Origin of the sequence: Echinicola rosea (assembly GCF_005281475.1) — a bacterium.
Classification (GTDB): Bacteria; Bacteroidota; Bacteroidia; order Cytophagales; family Cyclobacteriaceae; genus Echinicola; species Echinicola rosea.
The window spans coordinates 2,128,156-2,151,856 of record NZ_CP040106.1 but is presented as its reverse complement, the minus strand read 5'-3'; the positions used below and the strand labels follow the sequence as shown (position 1 = coordinate 2,151,856).

Below are 23,701 nucleotides of genomic sequence, written 5' to 3'. Positions count from 1 at the left end.
TATTATAAAAATTAATTTATAACTTAGCCGCTGTAATCAGTCAGTAATTCAGTCAAACTACTTAGAAGAAGCCAAACCTAAAACCAACATTCATATGACAAAGATAATAGTAATCGGAAATGGGATGGTCGGCTACAAGTTTTGCGAAAAACTTCGAGCGCAGGCTACAGAGGGAGAATTTGAGATCACAGTCTTTGGGGAGGAGCCATGGCCGGCATATGACAGGGTACACCTTAGCGCTTATTTTTCGGGCTCCACAGCGGACGAGCTGATGATGGCTCCACGATCTTGGTATGATGAAAACAACATCGACTTACACACCAATGAGATGATCGTAAAAATCGACAGGGACGCCAAAAAGGTCATCGCCCACACTGGCCATGATTACCATTATGACAAGTTGGTTTTAGCCACAGGATCGGCGGCATTTGTTCCCCCTATCGACGGTGTCGATAAGAAAGGCGTATTCGTCTATAGGACCTTGGAAGACCTTGATGCTATTATCAACTATTCCAAGAAGGTAAAATCCGCCGCTGTCATCGGTGGAGGGCTATTAGGTTTGGAAGCGGCTAAGGCGGTGATCGACATGGAACTGGAAGCGCACGTCATTGAATTTGCACCCAGACTCATGCCCCGTCAGCTGGACAGTGCCGGCTCTGCCACCTTACAATCCAAACTGGAAGAGTTGGGCATCAATATCCACCTGAGCAAAAACACCAAAAAGATCACCGGAAATGGTAAAATTACCGGCATGAGCTTCGCGGACAACACCCACCTGAACACGGAGATGCTCGTCATCTCTGCCGGCATCAAACCTAGGGACGAACTGGCCAAGGACGCCGGACTGACCACCGCCCCACGGGGAGGAATCGTGGTCAATGAATTCCTCCAAACGGATGATACGGACATCTATGCCATCGGCGAAGCAGCCTCTTACCAAAATATGGTATATGGATTGGTAGCGCCCGGCTATGAAATGGCCACTCAAGTGGTCAATCAACTGATCAATACCGAAGTGAAGCCTTTTACAGGCTTTGACATGTCCACAAAACTGAAACTGATAGGAGTAGATGTAGGAAGTTTTGGTGATCCATTTGGTGAAATCGAACCTTCCAAACCTATTGTCTATGAAAATAAAAACAGTGGGATTTATAAGCGCATTAATGTATCCATGGACGGGAAACGCCTCCTTGGCGGGATCTTGGTCGGCGATGCGTCTGCTTACAACATCCTGCTGCAAATGACCCAAAACAACATGCCGCTGCCACCTGAGCCCGAAGACCTGATCTTGGGAGCTCGGGGCGGAAAAGAAGCGGTGGGTGCCGGAGTGGAAAGCCTCCCTGAAGAAGCGCAAGTTTGCTCCTGTGAGAATGTCACCAAAGGAGCCATCTGCAGCTTGATCGAAAATGATGGTGTCACCAAAGTAGACGAAATCAAGTCCTGCACCAAAGCAGGAACCGGCTGTGGCGGATGTATGCCAATGGTCAACGACCTACTGAAGCATCAACTGAAGGCCATGGGCAAAACAGTCAAAAATGTGATTTGTGAGCATTTTGACTACAGTCGCCAAGAGCTGCTTGACATCGTAAAGATCAAAGGCATCAAAACCTACAATGAACTCTTAGATCAGTTTGGACAAGGAGACGGCTGCGAGGTATGTAAGCCCGCAGTCGCTTCCATCCTTGCCAGTACTTGGAATGAGCTGATCACCAAACAGGACACCATTCAGGATACCAATGACAGGTACCTTGCCAATATCCAAAAAGGTGGCACTTATTCGGTAGTCCCGAGAATCCCAGGAGGGGAAATCACACCCGAAAAACTCATCGTCCTTGGTGATGTAGCCAAAAGGTATAACCTCTACACCAAAATCACCGGAGGCCAACGCATCGACCTATTTGGTGCCAGAGTGGACCAACTCCCCGATATATGGGAAGAATTGATCAACGCAGGCTTCGAAAGTGGCCACGCTTACGGCAAATCCCTCAGGACAATTAAAAGCTGCGTAGGTAGCACTTGGTGCCGATATGGGGTACAGGATTCGGTCTCTTTTGCCATAGAGGTAGAAGAGCGCTATCGAGGGCTTCGCTCTCCACACAAACTGAAAGGCGCGGTATCTGGCTGCATCCGGGAATGCGCCGAGGCGCAAAGCAAAGACTTTGGCATCATTGCCACCGAAAAAGGCTGGAACCTTTATATCTGTGGAAACGGAGGCTCCAAACCTCAACACGCCCAACTCCTCATCAATGACGTGGACCGCGAAACCTGCCTGAAGTACATCGACCGTTTCTTGATGTTTTATATCCGCACTGCAGAGCCCCTTACCCGTACCGCCACTTGGCTCAACAAACTTGAAGGCGGAATGGATTATGTCCGGGACGTGGTCGTCAATGATTCACTTGGCATCGGGGAAGAACTGGAAAAAGAAATGGCCTTTATGATCGATACCTATGCCTGTGAATGGAAAGAAGTGGTCAACAACCCTGAACTCAGGGCTAAGTTCAAACACTTCGTCAACGCCAATGAAGAGGACCCTAGCCTTAAATGGAAAGAAATGAGAGGCCAAAAAATCCCCGCATCTTGGGGATAAGCAAGACACCAGACAAAAGACTGAAGATATTAAATACAAGAAGCCATGATCTCAGAATTGGAAAAATATAAAACCGCCGACACCTCCAAAATCAACACTTGGTTCAAGGCTGCCCCTGTAAGTGCCTTTCCGGAAAATGGTGGAGCCTGTGTAAAATACAAAGACCTCCAGATCGCCATCTTTAACTTCTCCAGAAGAAACGAATGGTATGCCTGCCAGAACCTTTGTCCTCACAAGATGCAAATGATCCTCAGCCGTGGTATGATCGGATCCACTGAAGGTGAACCGAAAGTAGCTTGCCCATTCCACAAAAAAAACTTCTCCCTCAAAACCGGCAAAAATATCAATGGAGACACCTGTGACATCGCTGTATATCCGGTCAAAGTGGAAGATGGGCATGTTTTTGTAGGGTTCGAAGACTAAGGATAAAATTCAGCTTGGGCTTCAGAAAGATTTCCATTGCCAATTTCACAGCCCAATAGCTCAACCTATAAAGACAACAATTAGTAGTAGACCTATTTTCGTTTTACTAAAGCAGGGTTTGGTTGATAAACCCTGCTTTTTTATTGGCCAATCACGGATAGAGCGTAAAAGTTGGGAGCTGCCAGTTTTCTTAATGGAAAAACCACCGATACATAAAAGTGCCAAAAAGGTATTATGTTTGAAAAGTGCATAAGCCAAAATTCTTAACTTAACAAGAGTATTAAATCATGTAAACGTTAAGAACCAAGCTTATGCAAAGGAAAGATAGTCAAAAGATATTTGAGGGGCAATCTGTTTATGTAGGTATTGACTACCACAAGAAAAGCTGGAAGGTCAGCATCTATGGCGAGCAATACGAACACAAGACGATGAGCCGTGACCCGGATGCGGAGCAACTGGTGCGGTATCTTGAAAAGAACTTCCCGGGAGCTGCCTATCACGCCGTTTATGAGGCGGGGTTCAGTGGTTTTGGGTCCTGCCGGCGATTACGGGACCTAGGTGTAAACTGCATGGTGATAAATCCGGCAGATGTTCCCACCAGCCAGAAAGAGAAGTTGCAGAAGACCGATAAGGCCGACAGCAGAAAACTGGCGCGGTCCCTGAGAAGCGGCGCGTTGTCGGGCATCCACATACCGGACAGGCAATTGGAAGCTGACCGGGGGTTAGTCCGTCAGAGGTTCCGGATAGTAAAAGATATTGCGAGAAAGAAGAACAGGGTCAAGTCGTTGTTGTTTCAATTTGGAATAAGCATGGCTGAACGTTTTACAACAGCACAAACAAGGTATTGGTCCAGGCCCTACACAGATTGGCTGTTAAGCCTCTCCGGTGCAGATCCGATGGTAGGTCCACTCATTGACAACTATGTGCGAATTGTCAATAACCTAAGAAAGGAGCTGTTGGGCATCAACAGGCAAGTCCGTGAGCTTTCCCGGACATCCCGCTATAAGGACAGTTATAATCTTTTGGTAACCGTTCCGGGAATAGGCTTAATGTCGGCGATGGCCTTTCTGACCCAGCTGGGAGATTTTACAAGGTTTAAGCGACTTGATGAACTCTGTAATTATGTGGGATTGGTGCCAAGAATGTATGGGTCTGGCGATAAAATGGTTGTGGGCAAACTGATCAACAGAGGAAGAAAGGAGCTGAAGATCATGCTGATCGAAGCCTCCTGGGTAGCCATAAGGCAGGATCCGGCATTAATGGCCAAGTTCAATGAACTTATCAAAACAATGCCAAAGAACAAGGCCATCATAAGGATTGCCAGGAAACTGCTGAACAGGATCAGGTATGTGATCGTCCACCGGAAAGAATATGTGACCGGAGTAGTATCATAATAAGGAAAAATATACCTTGAAAATCAGGATGGGGGAAGAAATGAAATTTTGGGATTGCAGCACCCTGAACAGGGAGGACCGCTACACAAAGGTTGCATCCCCCTCCTCTTTGAAATGAAAATACGATGCGGCGAGATACAGACCGCTGATAGAAGATTGATTAAAGAGGTAAGTTTGACGGTATAAAAAAGCCGGGCCGTGAAGATCAGGTTTCACCGGTGGGGTTTTCTTAGGCATACCGCTTCTGAATTATACTGAAAACTGCGGACAGGGATTCCCAAGCCCGCAGTTAAAATGAATATAATTCATCGGAAGGACCTATCCCTGGCAAGTTGCCCCCCGGCAGAGCTTGATTCCGTTTCGGCCCAACACTTTCAAGTTAGTCGATTGTTTTGACAAACTATGGGAGAAAACTGTAAAAAAACACCCTATATGAAAGGATTTTGGCTGATTCTCTTGTTTTTCAACATAGAAGGTCCCAAAGACACCAAGTGCATGTTGGACCTGCATGGAACCCGCATTATGCATTAGCCTATCTATTACGACCTGACACTACTTCAAAATCAGTCGCTTCGCTGCTGTTTTCGATTTCTCCATAGCAATGCTATGATTCAACCTCCAAACAGCCTGATTTTCTTGTAGTTTCAGCTCTCATAACGATTCCTTATGCATAAAGCGGGTTGAAAGATTACACTCGAAAGCTAGCCCCAGAGGGACGATATATTTATAACCATGGGTGAAGCCCATGGTAAATTGCCCATCCCACGTTTTCGGTTTTACCCTCATTTCCCTCCCTATTACCCGTCCCCTAGAAACGGATATGGCATGTTGCTTTGCCCCTCGATGAAAACCATACAAAATCGGTAAAAAATACGTTTTTCAATATATATTTTACATTTATATTATTTTTAAGGTATTTTAATCTAACTTGTATAGCTGATTTATATCCGAATCTATGATTAATCTCCCCTCGCTTAGTTACCTGAATAGCCATGCCCTGAAAGCTGTCAAGCGGTTTCCGCTGGCCCTTTTCTCCGCAATCTTGGCATCTTCTGCAGGGAATTATTTATTAGAAGGTGAAAACTGGCTGGACAATGTCTTCCCCTTTATCAACTTGATGCTTACTGCTGCACTAGGGATTTCCTTGTTTTTTTGCATCACCATCTTTAACGAAAAGAAGGCTTTACCAACACCTTTTGTTTACATTAATCATGTATTGGGCATTATTTTTCTTGTATTAATTTACTTTTCACTCCCAAATGGAAGCAGCTCAGAGAGCACCGCCATGCCCTATTATCGATTTGGTATTTTCAGCACCTGCATTCACTTGATGGTCTCTTTCACACCCTACCTAAAAAACACCCACACCTTGGCCTTTTGGAATTATAATAAAACACTATTTATTCGTTTTTTGACGGCCTTGCTCTTTTCAGCTGTACTGTACCTAGGGATCGTCATGGCTATGGCTGCACTGCACCTCCTTTTCGAGGTGAATTTTGACCCTAAGATATACCTTCAGCTCTTCGTATTGATCATTGGGGTTTTCAATACCTGGTTTTTCTTGTCCGGTATCCCCTCGGATCTTCGCCAGATCGACCAAGAGGTGAATTATCCCGGAGGATTGAAAATCTTCAGCCAGTACATCCTCCTGAGCCTATTGGTAATTTACCTGCTGATCCTATATGGGTACAGCTTAAAAATCATCATGGCTTGGGACTGGCCAAAGGGTATTGTATCCTACCTTATCATTGGAGTGGCCACTTGGGGGATTTTGACCGTTTTGCTATTGTACCCCTATCGGGACGACAAGGAGTCTGGCTGGATCGGTCAGTTTTCACGCATCTTTTACTTCCTGCTGTTCCCCTTGGTGGTCATGCTGTTTATCGCTATCGGGATCCGTATCGAGGATTACGGAATCACCATCAATAGATATCTTATTGTATTACTGGGCATTTGGCTTAGCTTGACTTGTTTTTATTTTAAACTCGGCTTCAGAAGTATTAAATTCATCCCCTTGTCCTTGGCATGCATCCTCCTTTTTTCATCAGTTGGCCCTTGGGGGATATTTTCAGTCAGTGAAAGAAGCCAGTACAGAAGATTACAAGCACTCTTGCGAGACCATCACCTGCTGGAAGATGAGCACGCCACGCATGAAATCACTTGGGACCAGTCATATTTCCCCAAATTGAGCCCCATGCAAAAAAGCGCGTCAAATCAACTCATCAAAAAAGAACAGGTAAAGGAGATCTACTCCATCACCCGCTACCTCGAAGCGCACCACGGGCTGGAAGTAATGAAAACATGGTTTGATCAAGATGTGGACCAAATCCTGCAGACCATCAACAAAGACAAGCCAACGTGGAACCAAACTACCGCAGCCACATTTTACCTGGAAACATTGGGGATTCCCGAAACCCCGGATGCCCTCTCCAGTTCCCTGATCACACTGGAAGCAAACCGCCAAGCGCATCAAGCCGTAAAGACCCGAGGATATGATTATTTTACACCTCTCCACATTTACAATCAGGACACCAGTTCTTTTCAAGCTGGCTCATACAATTTCAGCATCCACCTCAATGCCAAGAAAAATGGACTGTCCCTTTCCAATGCCCGAAGTCAAACGGACCTAAACCTCAACAACTTAGTATTGGCCCTCTATCATGAGGCCGAAGCCATGTCAAGCCATACTTTTCACAAAGCTTCAGACATGACTTATACCACTGATGCAGAAGGCTTAAAAATCAAACTCGAACTCAAATCCATCAGGTTTTCTGCTAAAAATGATTCATCCATAACACTTGATTACTTAGATGGGAATTTATTGCTAAGGGACTCCTTACGCTAAAGAAAGCAAGCTTTACTTATTTTTTTAAGTGTATTTACGTACTTTGCCATTGAATATCGGAAGTATGAAAAATCCTCATTTATCGGAAAGGCCCAAATTCGAAAAATTAGTAAGGTACTACTTGATAGCGCTGTGCGCCATCGCCACCAGTATCATCCTAAGCCAGATTTTGGTACAGAAATTCATTAGCGAACAGAAAGACGACTCTAGGGTGGTCAACCTCTCCGGAAGACAGCGTATGCTCAGTCAGCAAATCAGCAAATACGTGCTATTACTTGGGGACAGTCTTAGCAGTGGTAAAAGAAAGGAATACCTCACCGGCCTCAAGACATCACTGCAAGAGTGGCAAGAAGTCCATAAAGGCCTGCAATTTGGCGACAGCACGCTCGACATAAAAGGCCACAACAGCAAAACGGTTCAAGAGCTGTTTGCAGGTATCGAAAACGACCATGTCATCATGGTTCATTCGGCACAACAAATCATTGACAAACTGGAGCAGGACCTTGCCCTTCCCGCAGACAGTCTAAGCCAACACATTCAAACCGTGATCAATCATGAACAAGCCTTCCTAGACGGAATGGACAACATTGTCTTTCAATATGACGATGAAGCCAAGGACAAGGTCACCAACCTACAGAGCATCGAGATATTCCTACTGATCCTATCACTTGGGGTGATTTCATTTGAGATTTTTTTCATATTTATACCATCCGCCAAAACCATCAGAAAGACCTTCAAAAAACTGCTTCTCTCTGAACAAAAAGCCCATAAGATGACCTTGGAGATCAGTTCGCTTTACAGTTCCTTGGAGCAGGCCTATCAGGATTTATTGGAAGTAGATGTCGCCGTGGAAGATTACACTGTATTTGCGAAGAGTAAGCCCACAGGAGATTTCTTCTACTTTTCGGACAAGTTTTCCAGAATCATGGAATTTGACGAAGCCCCAAAAAACATCTTCAAATGGCTGCAACAACAGGGCTATGATTCCAGGTACCTTGACAACATCCGCATGATGACCCTTTCGGGCAAAACGTGGTCAGGAGACATCAAAGTGGTCAACGACATGGGCGACTTTGTCTGGATCAAGATGAACATTACCCCCACCATGGACGATGATGGGGACGTCGAAACCCTCATGGTCATCGCTACCGATGAAACAGAAAAAAAGGAAGCCGAGGCCATTTCACAAGAAATCAATAAAGAGCGCATCGAGAAAAAAGTCAAGGAGCAACAGTTTCGATCTGCATTGATCCTGGAAGGGCAGGAAGAAGAGCGAAAGCGAATTTCCCGCGACATGCACGACGGCATCGGCCAGTTGCTTTCCGCCATGAAGTTCAACCTGGAGGGCATCCACTCGGTAAAGTCCGATTATGAACGCGATAAGTTAAAGACCTCCAAAGACCTCCTGAAAAATGTCATCAAGGAAGTCAGAAGGATCTCTTTTAACCTCACACCAAGTGCCCTATCCGATTATGGCATCGTGCCCGTTCTCAACAAGTTTTGCCGGGAAATCACTAAACTATCGGACCTACAGGTGACCTTCGAAAACCAAACCGGCTTTCTGAACCGATTGGAGGGAAAGGTAGAAAACAACCTGTACCGAATATGCCAAGAAGCCGTAAATAATGCGATCAAATACGCTGAGGCCTCAGAGGTAAAGATCATCCTAACCCACAATTCCCAATTTTTGAATGTGGATATTGTCGATGATGGCAAAGGCTTTGAGGTAAACAAATTGGAAGAAAAAGGACATTTATCAACTTCTGGCCACGGCTTGTTCAATATCCGGGAAAGAGCTAATTTTATCAATGGACAATGTACGATCTCATCCCAAGTAGGAAAAGGAACCACGATCAGCATTAACGTCCCCCTAGACTAATTGAGTAAAACATACGTAGAATGGAAAAGATTAAAGTAGTACTGGCAGATGACCATATGGTGGTAAGAAGTGGCATCAAAAATCTCTTGGAAAATGAAGGTGAAGTAGAAGTGATCGGCGAAGCATCAAACGGAGAGGAAGCCCTCGAAAAAGTAAAGGAAGTAAAACCCGATATCTTGATCATCGATATTCGCATGCCGGTCATGAACGGACTAAACGCTACCAGAAAGCTGACCAGTACTCAGCAAGAAACCAAATCCCTCATTCTTTCCATGCATGACGATGAAGATTATATCCTGCAATCCATCGAATGCGGTGCCGCAGGCTATTTACTGAAAGACACCAGTAAAGATGAGTTTATGAAGGCAATTCGAACCATCCACCAAGGTGGACAGTATTTTAGTGGTGATATAAGCCAAGTACTGGTAAAGAGTTACTTGAACGTAAAGGACAAAAGGGCCAATAAAAGCATCACTCCTGCAAATGATTATGACATCACCAAACGGGAAAAGCAGATATTAAAAATGATCTCTGACGGTACCAGCAACAAAGAAATCGCCGAACAGCTGGGCAAAAGCATCCGTACCATAGAAACCCACCGCTTTAATATCATGAAAAAGCTGAAGGTAAACAACGTGGTAGAGCTTCTAAAAAAACTGGAAGACGAACCTGGACTCAAACAGCACATAGAAAATATTTAAAACCAGCACAGCCACTGGGAGGAGCAAGAAATTATAGCGAATGAAATGGTCATGATTTTCAAAATTCGTGATCTTTGTTCCCGACACCTTGTAATCAACCCCTTTTTATACCTACCTTGAGGAAGCTTTAGGCGAGTGGAAGAAAAGAAATAAAAACTACGTAAATTTACGTATTTCAAAATTTCTTTCGTACCTTGCAGATGTCATTAATAACGAGTGACTTAATCGCTTGGTTAACGTTCAACCGCTCATTAGAAGCAAAAAGTATTACGTATGAAAATTCACACATTTGGTGCAGCAAAGGATATCACTGGATCAGCAATGATAGAATTCCCGGTGGAAGAAACATTTGTAAAAGTAAAGGACCTCAAATCCCTACTTTTCCAAAAGTACCCCGACCTAGTAAAGCTTCCATCATTGGCAGTTTCCGTCAATTTGTTCTACGCCAGTGAAGAAACGATTGTAAACAAACACGATGAAGTAGCCTTGATCCCTCCGGTAAGCGGGGGATAAAATCACCTATGGAACGTCATATCACGATACAGAAAGACATCAACATCAACGAAGCCTATCAGCACCTTATACATCCAGAGAGTGGTGGTATCTGCACGTTCATTGGTACCGTACGGGACCTGAACAACCAGAAAGAAGTAAGCCATCTTTTTTTTGAGGCCTATGAAAAAATGGCTTTATTGAAAATGGAAGAGCTAGCCGAAGAAGCAGGCCAAAAGTGGCCCCTGCATAGAGTGGTCATGGTCCATGCCATTGGCGAGAAAAAAATCACTGACCCTGTGGTATTTATAGGGACCTCATCGGCCCATCGCGATGCGGCCTTTGCCGCTTCCAGACACCTGATAGACCGACTGAAAGAAGTCGTGCCTATCTGGAAAAAAGAAACCTACCAGGACCACAGCACCTGGATCAATGCACACCCCTAAATTATCCCACATGCTTATTGACAATCATGGAAGAACTATCAACTACCTGAGGCTCGCAGTCACAGACAATTGTAACTTGCGCTGTCAGTACTGCATGCCAGAAGAAGGCGTACAATTTGCCCATAAAAACGAACTGCTAAGCTGGGACGAACTGCTGCTGCTCTCGCAGTCCTTCGTGGAAATGGGTGTGGACAAAATCCGTATCACTGGCGGAGAACCCTTTGTCCGAAAAGGACTGATGGACTTTTTGGAAAAGCTCGCCTTCCTCGATGGGCTAGAGGAAATTTCCATCACCACTAATGCCACCCTGATCGGTCCCCATATCCTTCACCTCAAAAAGCTAGGGATTACCAAGATCAATATCAGTTTTGACAGCCTCGACAAATCGCGTTTTAATGAGATTACCCGAAGAAATCAATTCGATACGGTCATGACCAATGTCCAACGGATGATGGATGAGGGCTTTGACGTAAAACTAAATTGTGTGGTAATGGATGGAAAAAACACCCAAGACATCATTCCTTTTGTAAGGTACGCACATGATCACCCCATTACCGTTCGTTTCTTGGAAGAGATGCCTTTTAACGGCCAATCCAGCGGTCCGGCCACCCTAAAATGGGATTACATCACCATTTTGGAACATATCAAGGATCACTTTGGCCCTATCCAAAAACTTCCTGCACCGGCAAGCTCCACTTCCCTAAACTATCAGCTAAAGGGGAGCAAAGGAAAGTTTGGAGTGATCCCTTCTTATTCCCGGACATTCTGTGGCACCTGCAACCGGGTAAGGGTTACGGCCAAAGGTGAAATGCAAACTTGCCTCTACGCCACGGAAACCATTGACCTGAGAGCACTGATACGTGAACACGACCATATTAACGGCCTCAAATTCAGCATATATACCGCCATGCAAGCAAGGCACAAAGACGGCTTTGAAGCCGAAAACCAATCCGAAACCAAAAAATCAATGACACTGATCGGAGGATGAAAGACCCAAAACTCTCCCATGTCGATAGTGACGGAAATGCCAAAATGGTAGATGTTTCCGAAAAATCCGTCACCAAGCGAACTGCAACGGCCCAATCGATCGTTACTTTTCCAGAGGAGGTATTTGATCGCCTCTCCAAGGATAATTTCTTGGGCAAAAAAGGCAGCATCATACAAACTGCCATCATCGCAGGTACCATGGCCGCCAAAAAAACTTCGGACTTGATTCCGCTTTGCCATCCTTTGGCCTTGAGCAAAATCCAGTTGGACATTGCCCCAGGCAATAAACAACTAGAGATCACGGCGACGGTAAAATGCGAAGGAAAAACCGGCGTGGAAATGGAAGCCCTGACTGCTGCCAGTGTGGCGGCCTTGACCATTTACGATATGTGCAAAGCGCTTACTCATGACATCAACATTATGGAAACCAAATTAATGGCCAAAGAAGGAGGAAAAAATGTATTCAACAGATAATTTGTACGGACTTGTTTTGGCCGGAGGCAAAAGCTCCCGAATGGGACAAGATAAAGGTGAACTGCAATACTACCGCACTAACCACCGATCTTACCTTTACCATACGCTTAGGGAACTGTGTCCCAAAACGTTTATTAGTTGCAGGGCTGACCAGGAGAACATCATCACTTCTGGACTAAACCATATCATTGACGAAGACCAATTTAAAGGCCCGCTTAATGGGATTTTATCCGCTCATCACCAACATCCGGACAAAGCCTGGCTGGTGGTGGCAGTGGACTTGCCCCACATCCATGAAGAAAGCCTCAGGGCTTTGGTAAAACAGCGGCAACCACAAAAATCCGCCACCGTATATGCTACCCACGAATCCAAGCTCCCCGAACCTCTCATCGGCATCTGGGAACCAAAAGGCCTGATCGAAGCCAAGAAGTTTATGAATGAATCGGGAAAAAGCTGCCCCAGAAAATTTCTCATGAATTCAGATGTTCACCTCATCTATCCTGAGAACGACCTGGAACTGTTCAACGCCAATTTCCCCGAAGATTATGAAATGGCAAAATCAAGAATAGAAGAAAACTAATGGACGAATTACGCTATCAAAAGCAAATACGGCTAAAAAGTTTTGGAAGAGAATCCCAAGAAAAACTCGCTTCAGCCAGTGTATTGATCATCGGAGCAGGTGGATTGGGAACACCTGCTGCCCAATACCTCAATGGCGTGGGCGTAGGAAAAATAGCCATCATGGATCAAGATACCGTAGCCGAAAGTAACCTGGCACGGCAAACGCTATTCACCCCAGAAGATGTGGGCAAACCCAAAACTGATGTGCTTATCCAGCACTTAAAGCGGCAGAATCCATCTACGCACTTTACCAATATCCGCAAATTTTTAACACCCGAAAATGCCTTGCATGAACTGGCTGGTTACGACCTCATCGTGGATGCCTCAGACAATTTTGGCACGCGCTATTTGGTAAACGACGCCTGTGTGATCCTCGACAAGCCTTTTATTTATGGTGCCCTACACGATTTTGAGGGGCAAGTAAGTGTCATGAACTATCAAAATGGCCCCACATACCGTTGTCTGTTTCCGGAGGGAGGTGATACTTCAGCTATTCTAAACTGTGACGAGAACGGTGTTTTGGGCATCTTACCTGCCCTTATTGGCACCTATCAGGCACTGGAAGCCGTCAAAGTCCTGACGGGAATCGGAGAACTTTTGAGTGGCAAATTGCTGATCATAGATACCCTGGCACAGACCCATCTTAAAGTGGGACTTCCCGTGGTTCCTGAAAACCAATCCATCGCGGCACTCAAAAACAACTACGGGCAGCCAATGTGCAGCACCGATATGGATGTCACTAGTTTGACCAGCGAAGAGTTCTGGAACAAACAGGAAGCAAATAGGCAGCAGCAGGTCATCGATGTGAGGAATGAAGGGGAATTTGAAGAGGGGCATTTGGAAAACGCACTGAACATCCCACTGTCCCAACTCACAGAAAGACACCAAGAAATCAACGAAAAGGCTCCCGTTACTTTGATCTGTCAATCCGGCATGAGAAGTCTTAAAGCCGCCCAATTACTTCAATCCCTGCATCCTGAACAAGTCATATACAACGTAGAAGGAGGCATGAACGCATTAGAAGCAGAAGGATGGGTATAGTCCTTTGCCGTATCCAAGAATTACACTTTCTCCTAAAAAGGCCGGTCTGAACGTGTGCCAGCCTACCAGAAGAGGGATTTGTATTTCCATTTCAGATTAAAAACATAAGTATCCCATGATCACCATCAATGAAGCCCTGCAGTCAGTTCTCAGCCAACAACAATCCTACGGTACAGAAGACATAAAGCTATCTGCAACCACTGGTCGTTTTTTAGCAGAGGACATTTTTACAGACCTGGACGCCCCTCCTTTTGACAGGGTAATGATGGATGGTATCGCTATCCGACTCGGAAACCTGGACAATCCCCTAAAACCTTCCTATACCGTCCAAGGCATCCAATCGGCAGGAACACCGCAAATGGAATTGATGGATGCTGACCACTGTCTGGAAGTGATGACCGGAGCGATCCTCCCCGTCGGTGCGGACACGATCATTCCTTACGAAGAAATAGAAATAAAGGATGGAAATGCCCATATCCAGTTAGAAAAAGCCTCCAAGCGCTATATTCATAATCGCGGAAGTGATTCCAAAAAAGGGGAAAAAATCATTTCGAAAGGAAAGCTGATCACCGCTGCTGACATCGGCATACTGGCTACTGTGGGAAAAGCAACTGTATCGGTAGCCAAACTTCCTTCTGTCGCCATCATCTCTACGGGAGATGAATTGGTAGATGTGAACCAGACACCGCTCCCCCATCAAATCCGTAAATCCAACGTTTATACCCTGTGGTCTGCCCTTGTAAAAGAAGGCATTCTTAGTAAGATGTATCATATCAATGACGACAAAGAAGCCTTGGAAAACACCCTTTCCAAACTCATTGATACCTACGATGTATTGCTTTTGAGCGGGGGAGTCTCTAAAGGGAAATTTGACCATATTCCAGCTGTGTTGAGCGATTTGGGTGTACACAAGCACTTTCATCGTGTCGCCCAGCGGCCTGGCAAACCTTTTTGGTTTGGACACCACCCAGAAAAAGGCACCAAGGTATTTGCTTACCCGGGAAATCCCGTTTCGACTTACGTAAATCACTTGTTTTACTTCCAGCAATGGCTACATGCTTCCATGGGGACACCCCTTCAATTGGAAGTAAAAGCGTTGGGCGAAAAAATCCCCGGCAATCCCAATTTATCACGATTCGTGTCTGTCCGTATCGACGCCAAAACGGGTCACGCCTTTCCCTTCAGCCATAATGGCTCCGGAGACCTTTTCAGCCTCTCCAAAACGGATGGCTTTTTGCTACTTCCCCAGCGAGACGGTGACTTTCTGGAAGGTGAGCAGCTGGAATTCCTGTGTATTAGATAAAAAAACATTGTATTAAACCGGCATTCCATGACTTGGTAAAAAGCAAGGTAAACCAGCTAATTTGTGTAGCTAATACACTGGAACATAAGACGCACGCTAAAGCGTCAAACAGGGTTTAAGATAGGATTTCCGAGCCATTTTCGCTGGATATTTCTGAATGGAGATTGCAGGTCAAACACCAAACGCTATTCACCTTTCTTTATCACAATCTGATCAGTGGTAAAACTATAAAAGTCATTATCCTCTACACCGTCCTGATAGTACTCAACTAAAAATTCAAACCCTGTAGTTATCTCTGGCTCACTGGTCAAAACGAGAATTATTTGAGCTGCTACTAAAGGGTCGGTTTTTAAATAATCGACTAAACGCATTGGTTCCTGTGAATAGTACCAGCCCTCGTTAACCACTACATCAAATAGCCCTGCCAAATCAGTCCCAGCGGGGTGATCTGCATCAAAGTCCCTACTGCTTAAAACAGTAATCCGCTCAACTCTCTCATCCGTTTTGGGCGTAACTGGGGAACAGGCATATGTAGGCTGTATGAAATTCAAGCCCCACCCCTTTTCTCCTTGGCCATAATAGGTTTCTTGCCGTGGAACCATAACGATAGCATATTGATCATACCTTACTGTATCACTGGACGCATCATCAATGATCACCTCATCCTCAGAAAACGATACAATCACATTGTACCAATCCAAGCCAACATTCTTGATTTTATTTGGGAAAGGTCCACATGTAATGCATGAAATCAGCCCAATGAAAAAAAGCAAGCTGTAAACACCTAAAACCACACACAATTTACCCTTCATAATCACAATTTAAATAATTGATATTCAATCATTTAATATAAATCCAGATTTCTATAAAGGCAATATTTTTGACCTATAAAGACATTATAAATAGGGTTGTACATGGTATGACGAAGGTAAATTTTAGACAGGCCTGATTCGCTCTTGTGAACAGACTATAAAATTCAAAAAACCCCGCCGCTACGCCACGGCGCACAGGTGTGCAGCTATTGGGCTAAAATTAAAGTCTACCCCTCATGCAGGCAAACTCCTCCTGTCTAAAGCCATGTAAACCTTCTTGAGCTGCCAACATTCTTTTTGGGCAGCACTTCGTCAAACAAGCCTGCCTTTTTGCCCGCCCGTTTTTAATTTCTTAACGTCCAATACCTGCAAGGCGAATTCAGTTAATAAGTCCCAAAAATGTATCGCTTCCTTTTGACGGCCCTTGGTATGCCTGTTTTTCATCCGGTGGTGCAGGCAGTTAAGAAAGGGAGTTGGCTCGCGTCGTGGAACAGCGAGCCCCACTCGCTTTTAGGCCGTAGCCATCGGCTGGAAATTAAAATGGGTGGCGGATCCACGTCGCAGGGTAAATCCATGTCCCATTTTAAAGGGCAGACCACCGGCCTAGATTTTTTTCTTTCTTTTTTCATCAATAGCCCGCCCCGAAGGCTTTCGGGGGAAAAAAGGAAAAGGATAAAATCCACCAGGTTGATCAGGTTTCCCCAACCAAAGTCAATCAAAAAAAGGACTTTTTGGTATATGAAAAGAAGGAAATCCCCTTAACTAAACGGCATTGCCCGATTTATGGATTAGGAACCGTTATCGTCTGTCCAGACGGATGTCAGTAAAAGCTACAAGTGCAAAGAATGCCTCCTATTTCGGCTAGCCTATATTTTCAACCAGGACACCTTGACCCAAGTAATTTAAAATCACCGTACCCACTCGATCAAACTCAAAGCCTTACTATACCCTAATTTCTAAATCCCTCAGATAAATTCCACCAAACCTTCAAGCTTCATGCCGCGGCTGCCTTTGATCAGGATGAGGTGATCTTCCAGCTTGGAATCTCCCAGCCAATTACGAAGGCTGAAGGGATCAGGAAAATACAGTGCTCTTGGTGCCGTCAGCAAGGCATTTTGAGTAAGCTCTCCTGTAAAGCACACTTTGTCAATAGCATACTCATTCACCCATTCACCTAATTTCTTATGCTCTTCGACGGTGTTGTCGCCAAGTTCGTACATATCTCCCAAAATGACCATTTTATGAGGCTTTCCGGTCATCTTCCCAAATGTCCTGATGGCCTGCTCCATGCTACTGGGATTGGCATTATAGGCGTCCAGCACGATGATGTTACTGCGCTTTTCGATCAATTGGGAGCGCATATTGCCTGGGGTATATGCACAAACAGCCGCTGCCCCTGCCTTTTCCTCTATCCCAAAAAACTTCCCTACCGTCAGAGCAGTAGCAATATTCTCAAAATTATAGCCTCCAAGCATCTTTGTTTCGTACACGCTTCCATCAGCCGTCTTGAATGTCACAAATGGATTGGCCTCCACTAGCTCACAGTGGTAAAAATCACCTTTGGCAGGATAGGTCACGGGACCATTCATCCGCTTCATCATGTTGGCCAGGATTTGATTTTGGCTATTGACGAAGATTTTGCCGTGACGGCTGATCAAAAACTGGTACAGCTCGGTCTTTGCCCGTAACACCCCTTCAAATCCACCAAAGCCTTCCAAATGGGCCCTGCCAATATTAGTGATCAGCCCGTGGGTGGGCTCGGCTATTTCACAAAGTTCAGCAATATCCCCGATTTTATTGGCACCCATCTCCACGATTCCCAATTCGGTCCGCTCATCCATGGCCAGCAATGTCAGCGGTACGCCGATGTGGTTATTGAGGTTGCCCTCTGTGGCATAGGTCTTGAATTTATTTCTCAGCACCACATTGACCAGTTCCTTGGTGGTGGTTTTGCCGTTACTGCCTGTGATCGCCAAAAAAGGAATGTCCAATTGTTTACGGTGATAATTGGCAAGTTTTTGCAAAGCAACCAACACATCCTCCACCAACACATAACGTTCATCACCTTCCACTGCAAAAGCTCCCTCATCGATCACCACAGCAGCAGCCCCCATTTCAAGTGCCTTTGCAGCAAAGGAGTTCGCGTTGAAGTTTGGCCCTTTCAAGGCAAAAAAAAGATTGCCCGCTCCTATCTTACGGGTATCCGTGCTTACGCCTGTTGATTTTTTGTAAATGCTGTACAGAGATGCTATGCTAGACATTTGTAATGATATGTAAACTATTTAATACAGATAAACCGAATCAATCAATATCGAATTTGCGTTTCCTGCAGCCACTTCACCATTGGCTGCCCCAAAGCCCCACTGATCAATTTTTACCCAAAATAAACGATTCCATCACATCTTTATGCAAGATTGTTCGTTTAATTTTAGACGTAAAACTAAAGTTTCTCCATCTTTGCTATAGCTGAATAACCTTCATTTATTGATGAAACACCTTTTATCATTTGTTCTTTTACTGATTACTTTTTCCAGCCAGGGACAAAAAGCCTACCGTTTTACAGAAAAAGAAGTTAGTCAAAACGGGGAAGCCCTGTCCATGGCCTTGGCCGGTGGAATCAATGCCGCACAGATCCAGGCCATGGACGTCAATAGCAACGGAACGGAAGAGCTGGTCATCTGGGACATCAATTCCCGCAACATCAAGGTGTTTGAGCAAAATGGGGACACCTTCAATCACTTACCGTACATGCACCACTATTTCCCAGAGGACGTAAATGGCTTTTTGGTATTGGCGGATTTTGACAGAGATGGCAAAAAAGACCTCTTTACCTCCACTGCTTTTGGGATCAAAGCCTATCGAAACATTACACCATCAGGCCAGTCCTATCCCTCTTGGGAAGTGGCTGAGAATTTCCTGAAATTGGAAAATGGCTCCAACTTTCAAGCAAACAACCTTGATACGCCTGCCATCCAAGACCTGGATGGTGACGGAGACCTGGATGTGGTGATCTTTAACTTTACTGTGGGGGATTACTTGGAGTATTACCAAAACACCAGTGTCGAACGAAATGGCTCCGCCGGAATAGATGGCTTTGCAAACCCAAAAGTGCGCTGGGGCAATTTTGAGTTTTGTGGCTGTGGCAATTTTTCTTTTGGCCGAACCTGTGACGGAGACCTGATCTCCAGAAAACTCCCCCAAAACCACGAAAACAACTCCATAAAACACGCTGGGGGCCATTCCATTCTCCTTCAGGACTTTAACAATGACGGCCTGCTGGACCTGGTCATGGGACAGGATGAATGCAACACGCTCTACTACCTACCCAACCAAGGGACAAACACTACTCCCCTTTTCACCAGCTCGGAAACCTCCATCCCTGGATTTGGAGACCTGCCCAAGTTCCCGATCTTCCACGTAGGGCAGTACCTAAACGGTGAGCTGTTGATCTCCTCAAACAGCTCCCAAACCAGCCTGACTGCCGGAATTGACTTTTCCCAAAGCATCTATCAAATGGCAGCATCTGCCAATCCCGCAATGCAAACACAGGCATTTCTGCAAGAGAAAATGATTGATTTGGGAGAAAATACCAGGCCATTTTTTAAAGGCAACAATACCTCCGGCCAGCTGATCGTCACTGCCAACACCATCTTAAACGGAACCCCAGTCGGCCAAGCCTTCCTTTATACTTGGGATGGCGAAGCCTTGGCCCTTATAGAAACGGATTACCTGAACCTCTCCTCGCTAGATCTGACAGACCTGCAATACTTGGAAGTCACTTCCGCGGCACAACAGCAGCACCTGTTCATTTCAGGAGTGAAAATTGAAGATTTCGTATTGACGAGGGATTTGCTTTACGCCCAAAGCGGTGCAGCAGATAACCTCATACCAGTTGACCTTCCTAATGTTACCCTTCGAGCTAATGATCATTTTGATTTCTATCAACACAATGGTGAAAACTTCATGCTACTGGCTCGCCAAACGGGAGAATTGCTGCGCTACAGAGTGGTTTTTGAAGAAACGCCCACTTTTGAGTTATTAAACGAGGATTATTTGGGCTTCTCGGACAATCCATCGCGTCGAAATTTAGCAGTCAAATCCATCCCTGCCAATGGTAGTCTCGACCTGTACGCCATTGACCAGCGAGGCATTCTCAGCTACATCCCGGATTTCATCAATTCCAACAACCCACAAACGGAACTTTTGACCTTACCAAACGGCAACGTGACGGCCACTCGGCTGGGACGCAACACGTGGATCGCGGCTGTGCCAGAGGCATTTGGCGCCAAGACTCATTTGGTGCTGGGCAACAATGGCGGGGGATTGCAGTTACTGGAGGACATTTCATCTGGCATCGATCCGCCAGTGGATGGCCAGCTTCAGGTAAACCTTTACCCAAATCCCAGCAGTGGCCCTGCCTTTTTACTCAGCAACGAGTCAGGCAAGGCACGAATGGTCAATTCATTGGGGCAAGTGCTCATGGAGGAAGTGGACATTGAAGCAAATACCCCTGTGGAAATGGACGTAAGCACCTTGGCCAGCGGAATCTATTACGTACAATTCACGGCTGATACAGGCAAAGGAACTACAAAAAAACTGATTGTGGAGTAGATGATAGTAACCTGAGCTCGACTTATTTTTAGTATAAAAAGCGTTATTGCGAACCCTTTTTAGGAGGATGTGGGTTGGAAAAGGGTGTGGCAACTCGCCGCGGCGAGCTGCCACGGCTTCCACCCGCTCAGGCCTACCGCTAAGCCTCGTAGTGACGGTTTTATAATCGAACTGAGGTTAGTAAGTTAAAAACTCAATGCTCATGGTTCCGTAATTCAGCTATCGAAACAACAGGTAAAACACACCAGTCTTGCCTAAGCCATCGGTCCGCCGTAGATGGGCAAGCTTGGTAACCCAACACAACAACATCAAGTACCTTCCATTTGCTATAGATACAACAGCTTTCTGCTTGGAAAAAAAGGCATATTTGGATAAAAATCAATTGCGCTGCTCAATCTCAAACTTATCAGCGTCCATCCAAGCTGGGAACTTTTTCCGGTAGCGGACCAGTGCATTTGCATCCAGAGTCACCAATAGCACCTCTTCCTTTTCACTGGAAAAGGCCATCGTACTGCCTTTAAAATCATAAGCTCCAGAATGTCCAGAATAGGCAATACCATTTCCATCTTCCCCTACCCTGTTGACGCCTAGGGTATAGCAGAGGTTTTCTACGGCCCTTGCCTGGAGTAAAACGTCCCAGGCACTGTCTCTTGCCGCCGGCCAAGAAGCAATATAAAAAGCCAGGTCATATTCCATTTGGCCATTACTATTGGAGGTATTTCTGGACCACACAGGAAACCTGAGGTCATAACACACTTGAGGAAGAATCCTCCAGCCTTTTAGGGAAAAAATTTCGCGCTTTCTCCCCATGCTAAAGTGATGCTCCTCATCTGCCATCCTAAAAAGGTGCCGCTTGTCATAATAGGACACTTCACCATCAGGTCGTACCCACAGCAACCGGTTATAAAAACCCTTTCCATCCTTGATGATCACACTGCCAGTCACGACTGCTTTTGTTTGCAAAGCCATTTGCTGAAGCCACTTGGTAGTGGTAAAGTTCATCGGCTCTGCAAGCTTCTCTACCTCCATGGAAAATCCCGTAGGAAACATCTCTGGGAGCACGATAAGATCTACCTTTCCCTGTAGTGGCCAGATTTTCTCCTCCAACATGGCCAAATTGGCACCACGGTCTTGCCAATACAAATCAGTCTGAATAAGTGCTATTTTGAGGTCTTCCATGCGCGCTATATTACAAAAAAAGTAGGTGGAAAGCCTACTTTTTTCAATTTCATAAAACGGTCTAATTTCTTTTCTGTCTCACCAATCGTATTGGTATTGGAGCAGGTGACCGGCTACCTAGTTGGATAAATCATCCTGTAATCCGTTGGTACTTTTCCTTTGCTGATATCGACCAGTTTGCTCTTCACCAACCTTTTTTTGAGGCCTTTAATATAATCTACAAAAAGGATTCCTTCCAGGTGATCATACTCATGCTGGATAACCCGTGCGGTCATGCCTGAAAACGCCTCCTCCTTCAAGTTCCAGTTTTCATCAAAATACTCAATGGTCAATGTCTCCGGACGGGTGATCTCAGCCCTCACATCAGGAATACTCAAGCAGCCTTCTTCAAAGCTATAGTCATCGCCATACTCATCCAGGATTATGGGATTGATAAATGCCTTACGAAAACCTTTTTCTTCGCTGTCCTCGTCAAGCATCAATGAACTGTCTATCACAAAAAGCCGGATTCCTTTGTTGATTTGGGGTGCTGCCAGGCCTACGCCGCTGGCATGGTCCATAGTGTCAAACATATCCGAGATAAGTTCATTGATATCTTCTCCTTCGTTGATCTCCTCTGTTTCTTTCTTTAATATGGGGTTTCCGTATGCTACAATCGGATATATCATAGTTGGTCTAAATATGTTTGTAGTATGATGGCCGCACTGATCTTATCCAGGTTACCAGCCTTTTCTCTTCTATCTTTTTTTTTACTGCCCATGGTAATCATGCTCTGCATGGCCATTTTGGAGGTAAACCGCTCATCTACCAGCACTATTTTTAAATCAGGGTACGTTTTGGAAAGCCGGTCTTTGAGCCTAATGGCAGGCTGTGTCATATTAGTATCACTGCCATCCATGGATTTTGGAAATCCCACCACAATGGCCTCTACATCTTCCTTCTCCACATATGCTTTCAGGTACTTGTCCAAGTCCATCGTACGAATGGTTTCCAACGGATTGGAAGTAATTTTCAATATATCCGTAACGGCCAAACCCGTCCTTTTTGTTCCCAAATCAATCGCTAAAACCCTGCCCATCTAGTTCATTCTTATGGTACTGATAATCTTACGCTTCACTTCTTTCTCTAATTCCACCGCCTTGGGAAACAGCAGCTCATTTTCGATTCTGGCATGGATGATTAATTCCTTTTCGAACTCCTGCATTTCATGGTACAGCACTTTGATGGCCGTAGGTGCCCCGTCTTCGAGCCGGTAGCCATTGGTAAGCTTGCGGATCCCTTCCATCTCATCATCATGTGCATCATGATCATGCGCCATTCCAGCGATGGAAGGCCTGTTGAGAATCTTTAATGCCTCCTCCAGCCTGTACCGATTGTCCTCTATTTCCTGGAGTGTCTTTATCCTGCCAAACACTTTACTTTCTTCCTCATGGATATGGTGGATAAAATCATCCACAAACAACGGAAACATCAACCTCAGATCAGCCAATAGCCCTGCATATTTGCTGGGAAGTTTTACGCCAGAAATGATATTGGACAAGAAAGGCAATTGGTGCCTTAAGAAAAAATGGTGCTTGTTTTTAAGGTATTCTACCAGTACTTCGATCGGCTGCAAGTAAAGTTCGTCTTGGCTGGGATCCTTCCTCCACGCCCACACCTCTAGCTCACTGATGAGCTGCTGAGGATTTACCCTGAATTTACGGCAAACATCCTCCAGTGACCGTTGTTCGTACTTGTAAAAACTAATCCCAAAATAGTGTAAAACACCAGCAAAGACGTAGTTTTCCTGAACTAATTCAGCAATTGATCGTTTCTGTATGTGAGATTCACCTGACATGTATTGACAAAAGTAAAATTTTTTCAGCTAAAATAAGGAATTGAAGTTACCTAAATTGATTTTCTC

21 protein-coding genes are annotated in these 23,701 nt (G+C 45.2%); 15 read left to right on the top strand and 6 right to left on the bottom strand.

The window, feature by feature from the left end; all coding sequences use genetic code 11:
* The first annotated feature begins 94 nt into the window (after positions 1-94).
* The 13 genes from nirB (at position 95) to FDP09_RS08700 (ending at position 15,196) form a co-directional block, all read left to right on the top strand.
* Positions 95-2,590 (top strand): nitrite reductase large subunit NirB, encoded by a 2,496-nt coding sequence (gene nirB, locus FDP09_RS08760; RefSeq protein ID WP_137402302.1) that lies wholly within the window; start codon positions 95-97, stop codon positions 2,588-2,590.
* A gap of 45 nt (positions 2,591-2,635) precedes the next feature.
* Entirely contained in the window at positions 2,636-3,013 is a 378-nt protein-coding gene (gene nirD / locus FDP09_RS08755) for a nitrite reductase small subunit NirD (protein WP_137402301.1), read from the top strand.
* Between the two features lie 311 nt (positions 3,014-3,324).
* Positions 3,325-4,407, top strand: coding sequence for an IS110 family RNA-guided transposase (locus FDP09_RS08750; RefSeq protein ID WP_137402300.1), 1,083 nt, complete (start codon positions 3,325-3,327; stop codon positions 4,405-4,407).
* A gap of 955 nt (positions 4,408-5,362) precedes the next feature.
* Entirely contained in the window at positions 5,363-7,252 is a 1,890-nt protein-coding gene (locus tag FDP09_RS08745; RefSeq protein WP_137402299.1) for a DUF4153 domain-containing protein, read from the top strand.
* A 64-nt stretch (positions 7,253-7,316) separates the two neighbouring features.
* Positions 7,317-9,131, top strand: coding sequence for a sensor histidine kinase (locus FDP09_RS08740; protein ID WP_187328825.1), 1,815 nt, complete (start codon positions 7,317-7,319; stop codon positions 9,129-9,131).
* A 20-nt stretch (positions 9,132-9,151) separates the two neighbouring features.
* Positions 9,152-9,832: a response regulator transcription factor gene (locus FDP09_RS08735; protein ID WP_137402298.1), complete on the top strand. Its 681-nt coding sequence runs from the start codon at positions 9,152-9,154 to the stop codon at positions 9,830-9,832.
* Between the two features lie 273 nt (positions 9,833-10,105).
* Positions 10,106-10,345, top strand: a complete 240-nt coding sequence (locus FDP09_RS08730) for a MoaD/ThiS family protein (protein WP_137402297.1) — start codon at positions 10,106-10,108, stop codon at positions 10,343-10,345.
* Positions 10,346-10,353: 8 nt separating this feature from the next.
* Positions 10,354-10,770: a molybdenum cofactor biosynthesis protein MoaE gene (locus tag FDP09_RS08725; protein WP_137402296.1), complete on the top strand. Its 417-nt coding sequence runs from the start codon at positions 10,354-10,356 to the stop codon at positions 10,768-10,770.
* Between the two features lie 10 nt (positions 10,771-10,780).
* Positions 10,781-11,758: a GTP 3',8-cyclase MoaA gene (gene moaA, locus FDP09_RS08720; RefSeq protein WP_137402295.1), complete on the top strand. Its 978-nt coding sequence runs from the start codon at positions 10,781-10,783 to the stop codon at positions 11,756-11,758.
* The gene (gene moaC, locus FDP09_RS08715; RefSeq protein ID WP_137402294.1) at positions 11,755-12,231 is read left to right on the top strand and encodes a cyclic pyranopterin monophosphate synthase MoaC; all 477 of its coding nucleotides are present in this window, start codon (positions 11,755-11,757) and stop codon (positions 12,229-12,231) included. Before moaA ends, moaC begins: the two co-directional genes overlap by 4 nt.
* Positions 12,215-12,811: an NTP transferase domain-containing protein gene (locus FDP09_RS08710; protein WP_137402293.1), complete on the top strand. Its 597-nt coding sequence runs from the start codon at positions 12,215-12,217 to the stop codon at positions 12,809-12,811. Before moaC ends, FDP09_RS08710 begins: the two co-directional genes overlap by 17 nt.
* A complete protein-coding gene (locus FDP09_RS08705) occupies positions 12,811-13,893 on the top strand; it encodes a HesA/MoeB/ThiF family protein (RefSeq protein ID WP_137402292.1) in 1,083 nt (360 codons plus the stop codon). The genes FDP09_RS08710 and FDP09_RS08705 overlap by 1 nt, the downstream gene beginning before the upstream one ends.
* A 115-nt stretch (positions 13,894-14,008) precedes the next feature.
* Entirely contained in the window at positions 14,009-15,196 is a 1,188-nt protein-coding gene (locus FDP09_RS08700; protein ID WP_137402291.1) for a molybdopterin molybdotransferase MoeA, read from the top strand.
* A 185-nt stretch (positions 15,197-15,381) separates the two neighbouring features.
* On the opposite strand, the gene FDP09_RS08695 is transcribed toward FDP09_RS08700, so the two are convergent.
* Positions 15,382-16,008: a hypothetical protein gene (locus FDP09_RS08695; RefSeq protein WP_137402290.1), complete on the bottom strand. Its 627-nt coding sequence runs from the start codon at positions 16,006-16,008 to the stop codon at positions 15,382-15,384.
* Between the two features lie 399 nt (positions 16,009-16,407).
* On the opposite strand from FDP09_RS08695, the gene FDP09_RS08690 reads away from it, so the two are divergent.
* Positions 16,408-16,770, top strand: coding sequence for a hypothetical protein (locus FDP09_RS08690; RefSeq protein WP_137402289.1), 363 nt, complete (start codon positions 16,408-16,410; stop codon positions 16,768-16,770).
* 203 nt (positions 16,771-16,973) lie between these two features.
* Here the strand turns inward: FDP09_RS08690 and FDP09_RS08685 are convergent, their stop codons facing one another.
* Positions 16,974-18,269 carry a UDP-N-acetylmuramoyl-tripeptide--D-alanyl-D-alanine ligase gene (locus tag FDP09_RS08685; RefSeq protein WP_137402288.1) on the bottom strand — a complete coding sequence of 432 codons (1,296 nt, stop codon included), beginning with the start codon at positions 18,267-18,269 and terminating at the stop codon, positions 16,974-16,976.
* 226 nt (positions 18,270-18,495) lie between these two features.
* On the opposite strand from FDP09_RS08685, the gene FDP09_RS08680 reads away from it, so the two are divergent.
* Complete coding sequence (locus FDP09_RS08680; protein WP_137402287.1) at positions 18,496-20,619, top strand: T9SS type A sorting domain-containing protein; 2,124 nt, start codon at positions 18,496-18,498, stop codon at positions 20,617-20,619.
* Between the two features lie 378 nt (positions 20,620-20,997).
* Here the strand turns inward: FDP09_RS08680 and FDP09_RS08675 are convergent, their stop codons facing one another.
* From FDP09_RS08675 to FDP09_RS08660, 4 genes are all read right to left on the bottom strand, one after another.
* The gene (locus tag FDP09_RS08675) at positions 20,998-21,798 is read right to left on the bottom strand and encodes an amidohydrolase (protein WP_137402286.1); all 801 of its coding nucleotides are present in this window, start codon (positions 21,796-21,798) and stop codon (positions 20,998-21,000) included.
* Between the two features lie 113 nt (positions 21,799-21,911).
* The gene (gene def / locus FDP09_RS08670; RefSeq protein WP_137402285.1) at positions 21,912-22,466 is read right to left on the bottom strand and encodes a peptide deformylase; all 555 of its coding nucleotides are present in this window, start codon (positions 22,464-22,466) and stop codon (positions 21,912-21,914) included.
* A complete protein-coding gene (ruvX, locus tag FDP09_RS08665; RefSeq protein ID WP_137402284.1) occupies positions 22,463-22,876 on the bottom strand; it encodes a Holliday junction resolvase RuvX in 414 nt (137 codons plus the stop codon). Before ruvX ends, def begins: the two co-directional genes overlap by 4 nt.
* Complete coding sequence (locus FDP09_RS08660; protein WP_137402283.1) at positions 22,877-23,635, bottom strand: hemerythrin domain-containing protein; 759 nt, start codon at positions 23,633-23,635, stop codon at positions 22,877-22,879. It abuts the gene before it with no gap.
* Positions 23,636-23,701 lie beyond the last annotated feature (66 nt).